This is a genomic window from Undibacterium sp. GW821-FHT11H02 (genome assembly GCF_058808015.1).
This window is the reverse complement of sequence record NZ_JBXARG010000023.1, coordinates 1-11,965: the sequence shown is the minus strand read 5'-3', so window position 1 is coordinate 11,965 and position 11,965 is coordinate 1. Positions and strand designations below refer to the sequence as shown.

General features: G+C 48.8%; 11 protein-coding genes and 1 pseudogene. 3 read left to right on the top strand and 9 right to left on the bottom strand.

What is annotated here, in order from left to right; all coding sequences use genetic code 11:
- The first annotated feature begins 58 nt into the window (after positions 1 to 58).
- Positions 59 to 1,501, top strand: a complete 1,443-nt coding sequence (locus AC1RR2_RS18580) for a type I restriction-modification system subunit M (protein ID WP_493223767.1) — start codon at positions 59 to 61, stop codon at positions 1,499 to 1,501.
- A gap of 172 nt (positions 1,502 to 1,673) precedes the next feature.
- Entirely contained in the window at positions 1,674 to 2,660 is a 987-nt protein-coding gene (locus AC1RR2_RS18575) for a tyrosine-type recombinase/integrase (RefSeq protein WP_493223766.1), read from the top strand.
- Between the two features lie 12 nt (positions 2,661 to 2,672).
- Here AC1RR2_RS18575 and AC1RR2_RS18570 read toward each other — a convergent pair whose 3' ends face one another.
- The 3 genes from AC1RR2_RS18570 to AC1RR2_RS18560 form a co-directional block, all read right to left on the bottom strand.
- Positions 2,673 to 2,987: a hypothetical protein gene (locus AC1RR2_RS18570; RefSeq protein WP_493223765.1), complete on the bottom strand. Its 315-nt coding sequence runs from the start codon at positions 2,985 to 2,987 to the stop codon at positions 2,673 to 2,675.
- A gap of 610 nt (positions 2,988 to 3,597) precedes the next feature.
- Positions 3,598 to 3,837: a hypothetical protein gene (locus AC1RR2_RS18565; RefSeq protein WP_493223764.1), complete on the bottom strand. Its 240-nt coding sequence runs from the start codon at positions 3,835 to 3,837 to the stop codon at positions 3,598 to 3,600.
- A 128-nt stretch (positions 3,838 to 3,965) separates the two neighbouring features.
- A complete protein-coding gene (locus tag AC1RR2_RS18560; protein ID WP_493223763.1) occupies positions 3,966 to 4,757 on the bottom strand; it encodes a DNA adenine methylase in 792 nt (263 codons plus the stop codon).
- A 165-nt stretch (positions 4,758 to 4,922) separates the two neighbouring features.
- Between AC1RR2_RS18560 and AC1RR2_RS18555 the strand changes: the two genes are divergently transcribed.
- Complete coding sequence (locus tag AC1RR2_RS18555; protein WP_493223762.1) at positions 4,923 to 5,690, top strand: hypothetical protein; 768 nt, start codon at positions 4,923 to 4,925, stop codon at positions 5,688 to 5,690.
- Position 5,691: 1 nt separating this feature from the next.
- Here the strand turns inward: AC1RR2_RS18555 and AC1RR2_RS18550 are convergent, their stop codons facing one another.
- From AC1RR2_RS18550 to AC1RR2_RS18525, 6 genes and pseudogenes are all read right to left on the bottom strand, one after another.
- Positions 5,692 to 6,204, bottom strand: coding sequence for a hypothetical protein (locus AC1RR2_RS18550; RefSeq protein WP_493223761.1), 513 nt, complete (start codon positions 6,202 to 6,204; stop codon positions 5,692 to 5,694).
- Positions 6,201 to 7,178 carry a lysozyme family protein gene (locus AC1RR2_RS18545; protein ID WP_493223760.1) on the bottom strand — a complete coding sequence of 326 codons (978 nt, stop codon included), beginning with the start codon at positions 7,176 to 7,178 and terminating at the stop codon, positions 6,201 to 6,203. Before AC1RR2_RS18545 ends, AC1RR2_RS18550 begins: the two co-directional genes overlap by 4 nt.
- A 277-nt stretch (positions 7,179 to 7,455) precedes the next feature.
- Entirely contained in the window at positions 7,456 to 7,776 is a 321-nt protein-coding gene (locus AC1RR2_RS18540; RefSeq protein WP_493223759.1) for a hypothetical protein, read from the bottom strand.
- Between the two features lie 21 nt (positions 7,777 to 7,797).
- On the bottom strand, positions 7,798 to 9,540 hold the full coding sequence (locus AC1RR2_RS18535) for a hypothetical protein (protein WP_493223758.1): 1,743 nt from the start codon (positions 9,538 to 9,540) through the stop codon (positions 7,798 to 7,800).
- 26 nt (positions 9,541 to 9,566) lie between these two features.
- On the bottom strand, positions 9,567 to 10,490 hold the full coding sequence (locus AC1RR2_RS18530) for a hypothetical protein (RefSeq protein WP_493223757.1): 924 nt from the start codon (positions 10,488 to 10,490) through the stop codon (positions 9,567 to 9,569).
- Positions 10,490 to 11,965, bottom strand: a pseudogene (locus tag AC1RR2_RS18525) (hypothetical protein); the annotation flags it as partial. The pseudogene AC1RR2_RS18525 and the gene AC1RR2_RS18530, both read right to left, overlap by 1 nt.

The following is an 11,965-nucleotide window of genomic DNA, read 5'->3' as shown; positions in this document are numbered from 1 at the left end:
AGCAAGAACTAAATCAAAACATCAACAAACCAAAAAACCTTAAGCAGAAAAGAACACCATGAGCATTTCCAGCACCATCAAATCCATCCAAGACATCATGCGCAAAGACGTAGGCGTTGACGGCGACGCACAGCGTTTAAGCCAATTAGTCTGGATGTTATTCCTCAAAATCTTTGATGACCGCGAATCAGAATGGGAGCTGCTGCAAGACAACTACGTATCGCCTTTACCCGAGAAATACCGCTGGCGTAATTGGGCAGCCAACGCCGAAGGCATGACCGGCGACGAGCTCAAACAGTTTCTTGATGTTGACATGTTCCCAGCGCTACAAAAACTAGAAGCCAGAGGGGACGATCAACGCGCCTTTGTGATCCGCTCGGTGTTTGAAGACGCCTACAACTACATGAAGTCCGGCCAACTGATACGCCAGGTCATCAACAAAATTCAAGAAGGTGTCGATTTCAATAAAGCGCAAGAGCGCCACTTATTCGGCGACATGTACGAACAACTACTGCGCGATCTGCAAGCCGCAGGCAACGCCGGTGAATTCTATACACCACGCGCCGTCACCGCATTCATGGTGCAAATGGTCAACCCACGTCTCGGTGAAAAAGTGATGGACCCAGCCTGCGGCACAGGCGGTTTCTTAACCTGCTCGATCGAACACATCCGCAGCCAAGACGTCAAAACAGTCGACGATGAAACGCAATTGCAAAACAGTATCTTGGGCATAGAAAAAAAGCCCATGCCGCATTTGCTCTGCACCACCAATATGATCTTGCACGGCATCGATACCCCAATCAACATCCGCCATGACAACACCCTGTCCTACCCGCTAATCAGTTGGGGACCACAGCAGCGCGTCGATGTCATCGTCACCAATCCACCGTTCGGCGGGATGGAAGAAGACGGCATCGAATCCAACTTCCCCGCCACCTTCCGCACCCGCGAGACTGCCGATTTGTTTTTGGTACTGATCATGCAAATGCTCAAAGCCAATGGCCGCGCCGCCCTCGTTTTACCAGACGGTTTCTTATTCGGCGAAGGCATCAAAACCCGCATCAAAGAAAAGCTGCTGGAAGAATGTAATCTGCATACCATCGTGCGTCTGCCCAATGGCGTGTTCGCCCCCTACACCGGCATCAAAACCAATCTGCTGTTTTTCAGCAAAGGCAAACCAACGCAGGACATTTGGTTTTACGAACATCCCTACCCAGAGGGTGTAAAGAGCTATAACAAAACCAAGCCGATGAAGATAGAAGAGTTCGCAGCAGAACGCGCTTGGTGGGGCACAGAAGCGGATGGATTCAGTACGCGTACGGAAAACAGCCAGGCATGGAAAGTCAGCATAGGCGACATCAAAACGCGCAACTACAACCTCGACTGCAAAAACCCGCACGTAGGCGAACAAGAGATCCACGACCCAGAACAATTGTTAGCGCAATACGCCGTCATGCAAAATGAGATTGGTGCCCTCCGTGGGCACCACAGCATGAAATAGCAATACACCTTAAAAGCACTTTAACTTAATAGAATCAATAAGTTAAAGTGCTTTTTTCCTTTTCAGCCTTCCACAAAATACCGATAAAAACAGATAAAAACTGTTTGCCATTACACCAAATTTACACCAAGATACCGCTTTCAATAACTTTGATGATCTTATGGCGTCGTATTTGAAACGATCTGGTGGATGGCGTGCCCAGGTTGCAATAAAAGGCATTCGCGATACTAAAACATTCAGCACAAAGGCCGAGGCTGTGGCTTGGGCGACTGAAAGAGAAACCGCGCTTCGAAAGCAGACAACGACCGGCATTGTAGCAGACAAGACGCTTGGACAAGCTTTTGAACGCTACAAAGAAGAAGTGTCAGTGCATAAAGCTGGCCATCGATGGGAGTCAATGCGCCTTGACCTGATCGGTCGTGCAGTCATCGACAAACAGACGCTTTCTTCCATCATGCTGTGCAACATCACACCTGAGATTCTCGGCAAATGGCGCGACCATAGGATGCAAATCGACAAAGTATCTGGATCAACTGTCAATCGAGAATTTAAACTTCTAAGCAACGTATTCACCGTAGCGAGGCGTGAATGGCGGTGGGTCGAACATAGCCCTACCACCGATGTTAGACGTCCAAAAGAAAACAAAGCAAGAGATAAGCTCTACAACGACGATGAGATTCAACGCATTTCGCTTGCACTCGGATTCAATGAATCCATGGCAACAACAAAAAAACAGTGTGTTGGTATCGCCTTTTTGTTTGCAATCGAGACAGCCATGCGACAAAGTGAAATTTGCAACCTCACAGACGATTGCATTAGTGGAAGTGTCGCCCACCTCAAACAAACAAAAAATGGTGAGTCGAGACACGTGCCTCTATCCAAAAGAGCGCTAGAACTTCTGAAGCTGCTACCAGAACAAGAGAAAGATGGCACACTTTTTCATGTTAAAGCCAGTTCAGCCGAGGCAATCTTTCGTAAAGCCAAAACAGCCGCTGGCGTACTCGATGGAACATTTCATGACACCCGGCACCTTGCAATCACCAGACTAGCGAAAAAATTAAATGTGCTCGAACTTGCACGGATGGTTGGTCACAAAGACTTGAACGAGCTTCGCACATATTACAATGAGACCGCCGAAGAGCTCGCGAAAAAACTCTAACAAGACGCTGCCCTAGCGACCATGCGGCAACTCTGACGCATCACCCATGATGATCAGCCAAGATTGCGCCCAGTGCGTTGTGCCCATCGCATCGAAGCCAGTCAGCATCATCCTGTCGCCTTCGATCCAAAGAATCTGCGCATCGAACAATCTGTCGGTGTATTCCCCACGTTTGAACATGGCGAGTCTTGATAGCCGGTGAAGTTGCTTGTCTGTCGTTTCGCGCAGTTCCAATTCACCCGAGCGCAAATTGCTGAAGCGATCAAACAGCCTAGCTTTCGGGATCGCGACCCCTTGAAAACGCATATCAACTTTGTAGCACTTCATGATTTTTCAAAGACACTGTATATTTAATCAGTACAAATCATACTACCTAAGATGACTCAAAACAACAGGACGCAAATAATCACATGACACTGATTAAAAAATCAGTACAATTCTCTTTTATTTATTTAAACAAAAGTTTTTTTGATTAGGGAATTTAAAATGCTTCCATTGCACAGAAAAAGGCTTACCCAAGAGGTCGATGTTGAAATCTTAAAATATGTACGGAAGAAAAATCCTAAAGGATATTTTTTGTTTTCAAGCACGTTTGTTGCGACAAATATTTTGTCAATTGTCGCATTTACAGAAATTTTGATTTACATACTTTTGTACGCGTTACTTCACTACGCAAAGGTAGTTGATATCCCTGAATTTAAAACCGCGCTAGACGTCTACATTCAATTTGTTATGGCTACTATTTGCTCATTGGTAGTTTTGAGCATTTTGAATGATAAATTTTATCGAGACCTTCAAGGTCTTGTGAAAGAGGCCGCTCGAAGGATTACGTAAATTCAGAACCGAATCAAAACACAACAAACGCCCCGAAGTTTTGGGGCGTTTGACTTAGGAGACTTAGAACAATCCGACCGGATAGAGCGACCGATCCCAGCTATTAATCTTCGTAAAGCGTATTGCTCGGTGTGGCGATCCAGATACGCTGATCGCTTGAGCTTGCCAATTCTGTTGAAAATTCGCCTGACTTGATATTCGTGCCTGTTTTCCCAGTTGAGTAAAACATCTCATTTTTATGCTGGACACGAGCGGGTGCCCCCTGATGCATTTCGATCTTGATCGCCATTTTGCCGAGATCGTTGCCGTTTGTGTCAATTACGCTTGATTGAAATGTTTGCATTTTTTGATCCATAAGTGGGTTTCGATGCAAGTATCTTATGCCTCCTGGTCAAGATAAGCGACGTGCAAATTTCTATTATTTGCACATCGCTATCGCAATCTAAGCTAAGTCCCGGCTGGGTGAAATACCTAGAACAAGCCGACCGGATCAAGCGACCGATCCCAGCTGTAGATGATCACCTCCGCACGGTCGACAGTTTTTGCCCCACCACCCACGGTGTACTTGATCGGCACCGTGTCAATCTCAAAGTCAGCAAAGATTCGTCGAATGTCGGGGTGATCGTTCAAGCTCACGATTGCCTTCCCCTTGATTGACTTCAGCATTGCGGCCATCTTTTCATATTGGTCAATACCAAAGTCAACGCCATAGCCTTCAGTCTCCCAATATGGCGGATCGAGATAAAAGAAAGTATGCGGTCTGTCGTATCGCTCCATGCACTTGTGCCAGTCTAGATTCTCGATGAAGGCGTTCGACAGACGCAAATGGGCTGACGATAAGTTTTCTTCGATACGCAGCAGATTGACTGGTGGTGCGGTCGTGGCCGTGCCAAAGGTTTGACCATCGACTTTGCCGCCGAATGCGTGCTGCTGAAGGTAAAAGAACCGCGCTGCGCGTTGAATGTCCGTGAGCGTTTGCGGTGGTGTGTCCTGAAGCCATTTGAAGACGTCACGACTCGACAATGCGTATTTGAATTGTCGGACGAACTCTTCAAGATGGTTTTTTACAACACGATATAAATTCACCAATTCACCATTAACATCGTTAATGACTTCAACCTCGGCTGGATTCCGCATGAAGTAAAGCGCGGCACCGCCTGCAAAAACCTCGACGTAGCAAGTGTGTGGTGGAAATTGTGGAATAAGTTTATCGGCAAGACGACGCTTACCACCTATCCACGGGATGATAGGAAGTGTTGGCATAAGTAAACCTTTTTATTAATGATTATGCTAAGCTTTGCCCGCCCTCCGGAGGGTAGCAGAGCCTTAGCTTGATTTACTGCCTATACCAGTGATGAGAGGCCAATAACGCTGTTAGCGCAGCGTTATTGGCGCTCTGTTCTTTTTCAGTTCTAGAAGATTGCTACAATGACTACCAAGAAAAAGAAAGACACCCATTCCTTGCTATCTGGAATCAGAATCAATATTAAAGAATATTTTGTAATCTACCTGGCTGCAATTTTTATGTTGCCAGTATCAATAGCACTAATCACTTGGGCGCTTTCAGGGCTTTATTTTTTAACTCAAGAAGTAGCTCCAACTTTTGGCTATACGTTTTATCTTTCTGATCTAGTGAAAGGCGCAATTTTTACTATCAGTGGCGCATGCACTGTTGCTCTTATAGCATTGTTTGGAGTTCATAGACAAAACATCGGTGCAGCGACTCGTCACCAATCCGAACAAAATTTAGAGTTACGAAAGGAAATCATTCTTGAAACTGCGGCAAGTCTTGCTCAACAGTACAAATATTTACTCACTTACGCAATCCCCAATATGGATGATGATGAGCGTCAAAAAATCATCGAAGACTGCCAGAAAAATTTCTTTAAACTTCAGACTGTTTGTTCATTAGAAACGATAAAGGCGATGCTCGCAGCAAATGAAGCGTTTGCTTTTGCTTCGTTTCAAAACGCCATTGACCTATCGAGAGAACGAAAAAAAAATCTCGAACTTATAGCAGTCATCGAACGCGCAAAACCATACTTGGAAAAACTCGTACTTTTCAATGTATGCTGCCGTGATGAACTAAACTGCGATTTTGAGAATGACAATGAATACATTAGCATGATGCGCGAAAATTTCGGCTCAGTCCAAAATACAGCACAGAGATTTTTAGAGTCCATAAATGATAACTAAACTAAGGATCTTTACTTCTTAGTTCTTTCAGTCTTTGATAAGCTTCTCTCAATCCAAAGACTTTTTCCCGCCATGCGAAGCAGGCCTTTGCGTTGTGGGCGTCCGCTTCTGCAACTTCAATAATCGAAACTCCGGAGGGTTCTCCATCAGTACTGGCGGCAGCTCCGGCATCGGTGTTTGTCCAGGCAGCGTTGTAGCTACGCACGAAGCCGTCATTAACGATGCAGCGAGCATCAGCAACTGGCGAAATATAGTTTCTAACTGTTTTTTCAATTTCTTCTCCATTCAAGTAAATCGTTTTAATGCGGTCTCGGTACTTCGTTTCAATCTTCGTCACGACTACCTGCTGGCGTTGCATCAGCTTAATTGATGCACTTGCTTGATCCGTGATGTAGTCGAGATGCTTCTGCCCTTCTCGCTTCTCGCCATAGCGGACGCCGATGCCGAAGACCATCAGCAGCGCCATCCCGACAAAACCGATACGCGCATACCACGGCAATATTGCGGCCATCATGTACGCACCACGAACCGTCTGTACTTCTCATAGCGCACATCAAAAACCATACGCACGTGCTCCCGGTTGATCTCACAAGCTGACTGCCCGTACCCGCGCCATTTTGTTTTTGACTTTAGGCAGACATTTTCGACGTGGCCGTCCCAGATCTGCGGATCGCAACCTGTGCGCAGCCCGCATGCACGGCGCTCGGATTGCATGCCCGCGTAGCCGCCGTTGTATGCCGCATCACACATTCGCAACACTTGGTGCGGATCGTTGACCATACGGGATAGCCGGTTGACGCAATCGCGGTTCATCAAGACGATAGCGCGAAGTGCTAGATCCGGTCGCTGGTAGACGTTATCCCACGACCAGTCTTGCAGGGAGGGATCGAGCTGCTTAGCAGCACTGAGCGCATCAAACCGTATCGTTCCATCGGCGCGGAAGGCTCGTGTGATCTGTCCAAAGCTCGCGCCCTCTTCTCGATCTGTTTTGAGCCGAGCGTTTTGATTCCAGCAGCGCGGATGTTTGAGGTGGATGCAGCTCTCTTGCTCTACCAAGCTGCACAGCGCAGCCGGTGCGATATGTGTAGGCCAGTGCTTTGCCTTTTCCACTTGCAGCAGCGGACAATACTTGTATGCGCCCATTGGTACATACGTCTGCACATCTTGCGCATGCGCACGTGGCGAGAAGATGAAAGCCGCAGCCGCTAGAAATGCCATGTACCCGACGATGACAATGGCCGAAGGCAAGCTGCCATCTTCTGCTTTTTTTGCGTGCAATCGAAAGTTCACTTTATCGAATGTGAACTTGGTGATGATCGCGGCCAACGTGAATGCTAAACCCACGCTGAACAGGTTTAACAGCATGCCTTGTGTTGACTCGCCACGGTCGGGATCAGTGTAAAACAACACGCCAACGAACAACGCTGCAGCCACGCCCAAACCCCATAGAATCGGACGTTTCAAGAACTCTTTGATCAGGTCTTTCATTGTGTACCTTTCATTTTTTGGATAAAAAAAAGACGACCGAGTAAGGTCGTCTCATGGTTTATTGCGGCTAGAATTTGCGCCGTTTTTCTTTGCGCCACCTAGTTACAGGATCGGAGTGATAGAACTGAAAACAGACCCACAGGATCGATACTAACGCCGCAATAGGCGGAAGCCAACCGGCGAGGGTTGCGATGGTTCCGCCGATGCTTGCAGCGTCGATGATGTGCTTTGCTGTGTTTGACATGCCAGTCCTTTCAACTGAAAAATTTATGAAAATTTATTGAGACTGCAAAGCATCACGTTCGATTGCTTTTTGAATATAGAGTGAGTACATCGCCGCATAAATCTGTATTCCGGTCATCGTTACACCCGGGATCACCTCCCCTGTCTCAGGATTGCGCATTTGAATAACAATGCTCGGATCAAAATCAAATTGGATTCCCGGAAGCGACTCCGAAAACTCGCGCTCACCCACGTTTACGATTACTTCTTCGCTAAGTCGCACCATCGGCGCCCCGTTGCGAGGGTTGGTAATAAGCACTTGGTTGCAACGCTGCCAGCTTTTGCCAGTTAAATTTGTTTCGTTATAGTTGGCCATAAAATTTACCTTTCGATTTGATTAGAGTGCGACTTCCGCCGCGTGAACCGTTGCGCTCACAAATACCGCGCCCATTGCCGTCGCGCCCATGTTGAAAGTTAGCGCGAGACCTTGATTGGTCGTGTCTGCGGTAGCCGTCAACGTCCAGCCTGCTGGGACGGTTCCGCCTAAACTTGTGACCGTAGGCACCCCCACTAGCGCGACGTTGCCCGTATTACCTCTGCGGATAACTCCTTTAACTTCCCAGCCCGCTACCTCGCTGCCTGATGAGGCCGCGCGGCCTGCGGAAACTAAAGCGGTAAAAGTCACTAAACGCGAAAGAGGGACATTAATAAGATTTGACGCGCTAGCGGCTCCAGCGTTGTCCGCTGTTAAGACATAATTTGTGCTTGCGGCTGTTGCGTTTGCGGATAACACCGTTCTTGCGTACTGCGAATATCCGTGTACGCCGCCACGGGGCGAGTGCGCCCCATGTACATGTTTGCCCGTGAAATCTGCCAGCCCGAAAATACCGCAAGCGAACGAACGCAGGCCGCTTGCGGTATTTGATCCGATAGCAACGGCGTCTTGTCCCGAAGCCGTGCCCGACCCGAAAACAATAGCGTTAGTATTGGACGCCGCGCCCCCGCCTATCACTTGACTATTTGCCCCCGACGCTGTGCCTGATCCTATGACGGTCGCATTACTATTGTTTGCGGTTCCTGATCCTAAAGAAATCGCCGCAAGCGCCGACGCTGTAGCCGTGCCGTTTCCGCCGCCGATTGCAATTGAGCTTTGACCGGACGAAACGCCCGCGCCGAGCGCTATCGAATTAGCCCCCGTACCTGTAGCCGCAACGCTCTCCACTTTCCACTTACCGCCAACTGAGGCTGTAGCACATGAAATCGTGACGGATGAATTAGGTGGGACAAATACGCTTGCTTCGCCGCCTTGAAAAGTATCTGTACCAGCGCGAGTAATTAAGCGCACCGCGCTTGTTTCGTTCACATAAGTAAAGTAAAACCCTACACCAGCCGTGGCCGAAGCCAATAGCGTGATGTCCCCCGTGCCAGACGTTGTGCGAATTATCGAAGCATGATCTGCAAGTGTGACTGTGTAAGCCGCCGTCTTGTTTGATGAAATGCGTTTCGGGTAAGTCGAAACACCTGCTGGCGCACTAAGCGAGACAGTCCAAGCTGCAAGCGTGCCCGCGCCGCTAATCGTTGTGACGTTTACGATTAAAGCGCCCGTGCCCGTGTTGTAACTTGTTATGTCGCCATGCATCCAGATTGTGGGCGTCGCCGTATCTGCGATTTTTACCGAAGCGCCAACGGATAAAAGTTTGCCCGTTTGAATCGTGAAAGACTTCGAACCAAGGCCGACCGCAACACTCGTTGTGCTAGTCGCACTCGTACCGGGTGCGCTGACCGCCGTCGTTGCGCTTGCGGCTGCATCGCCTGCACTTATTACTGCGGCATTCTTACTATTGAGCGCATCTGTCGCACTATTCGCCGCGTTCACTGCCTGTGTTTCTGCCAAAGTCACCTGCGCAGCTGCAAGAGTTACTTGATCAGTAGCTGCCTCAACGCTCGCAGCAGCTAAGGCAGCGCTCGCGGCTGCGTCGGTCGCGTTATCAAACACGTTTTCAGCAACTGCGGAAATCGCAGCATCATTGACAGGCAATGACGCTGCCCACGGATATGCCAAAGCATTATAGGTAGCGCGGTTCGCTGGATTAGGCGGTGCCGGTCTTGCGGGAATTACTGGTGGTGGTGTGACTGCCATTGTATTTTTCCTCTTGAAAATATAATTTAGATTGATCCCTGAACACTAATATTGATTGTTGCGCCACCCTCGCCGTCATAAGTGACATACGACTTACCTAAGCCAAATACATTAAGTCCAGCGTAATCAGGTAGATCGCTGGCGATGTAACTCACAGGCTCATCAAGCACAGACTGTAATTTTTCCAGCGCTTGATTCGCTTGATTTAAAGGCAGCTCTACAACCGCTCGCATACCCGTTGCGCTTAGCCGTTTTTTGATTTCAAACGTGCCGTCTGGATTGGAATCAACATAGCTGTTGCTAACCGGCTCAGCGCTGCAACCATATCGAGTACCACCCCACTCACCGTCGCCATACAATGGGCTGTAGTCACCTACATTAATCATACCGATCGACACAGGCTCACCACTTGACGATGTCAATGTCAATGTGAGTTCTGCGCTGGGGCGAATCGGCAAGTCTTTGACGATTATTTTCTTAATGTACTTGGGTGGTGAAAAAAGGTACTCATAATCACCGATTGGCGGCTCTAACAAGTCGTAAGTCTCGTTATAAATTGGCGTACCTCCCGGCTCTGGTCTCAAGATGACAGTGAGCGATAGTGCATTCATCCCATACAGTGCTACGACATTAAAGTAGCCAGGACTCAGTACATAAGTAAGAGCACCAGTAGCTTTTGCAGCAGTAGACTTATAGGCATCAAACGGCGCATGTCGCTGCGTCGGGTTTTTATCAAGCCAGTATGCAGAATCATCTTCCGGAAACTCTGTGCGACCTGAATGCGCCTGCACGCATTCATACTCGCGATGGGTTTCGAGGCGGATACGCAAAGCGCCAAGCGCATACGAACCACCCGAAACCCACACAGTTTCACCGGCTGCTGGTTCCGCAATCGATGTGCCGCTGCCAATCATCGCTTCGGTGATTTTGATTGGAATAATGATGTGCATTACACAGACCTCGTTAACATTGGTTGTTCTGGACTACCATTGACTGCATCCGCTGTTCGACGTGCACTTTGATTGCCAGCCTCGGCAAGCACTCGCAGTCTCTGCACTTCCAAAGTCAAGCCTTCGACAAGCCGCTCCAGCCGAACACTGTTATCTGATGCAGCTGCTGAAGTACCTGACGATGGCGGGACATAATTAATACCTGTGTCAAAACTAACTACCGTCACGGGTATAGATTGCGTTCCACGACTTTGTGTTTGCAAAGCCGCAGTCAATCCTTGCATTGCAGCTTCCACACTCAAGACACTGTCATTGACACCGTTCAGCGCATCAACCTGCTGCCGTGCCAGCGATACTTGCGCATCGAGTGCAGTCAGTTGATTATTTGCAACCTGCAAAGCTTGCTCTGCTGCTGTGAGCTGCGGTGCAGCTATATCCCTTAGCTGACTTAGCTTTCCAGCCATGACTAAAGCAGCTCTGTCCGCCTCAAACTGACTTGCAAATTGGTCTGGATTTAAACTACCTCGCAACGATGCGATCGCTTCCGAAAGCTTCCTTTGATCGGGCAAATTTCCGGTCACTTTCGCACTGGCTAGCGCGTCATCAATAAAGCTAGTCGCCGCATTGACTTGCATCTCTCTTGTGCTATCGACTGAGCCATATATCTCCTCAATCTGATCGCGCAATAAAGTAAATACGCCAGTGATACTATTGAACGATTCCTGTGCCACGTCTCGAATAGCTGCCACTCGATCTTTCTCGACGTTGATCGATTTTTCCAACGATGACATTGCATCGTCGGTCGCTCGTTTCGCAAATTCGGCTGCTTGCTTTTGCGTTAAGAGCGCTTGAACTTGATCAAAGATCCCTTTTACGCTGTCATCGAGTGCGTCACGCTGGCGTGCAAGTGCTTGCGCCGCCGTGTCTGTCAAACTGTTTAACTGGTCCTGCCAAGTCGCTCTTTGCTGTGCGATCTCTGCGGCCTTTTGTGCTGCTTGCGCTTCGATCTCACGTTGTGCTGTGAGCGCTTGCACTTGATCGTAGATGCCCTTCACACTGTCATCGAGCGCATCACGTTGACGCGCCATTGCTTGCGCCGCCGTGTCTGTCAAACTATTTAACTGATCTTGCCAAGTCGCACGCTGCTGCGCGATTTCAGCAGCCTTTTGTGCTGCTTGCGCTTCGATCTCACGTTGTGCTGTGAGCGCTTGGACTTGATCGTAGATGCCCTTCACACTGTCATCGAGCGCATCACGTTGACGCGCCATTGCTTGCGCCGCCGTGTCTGTCAAACTGTTTAACTGATCTTGCCAAGTCGCACGCTGCTGCGCGATTTCAGCAGCCTTTTGTGCTGCTTGCGCTTCGATCTCACGTTGTGCTGTGAGCGCTTGGACTTGATCGTAGATGCCCTTCACACTGTCATCGAGCGCATCACGTTGACGCGCCATTGCTTGCGCCGCCGTGTCTGTCAAACT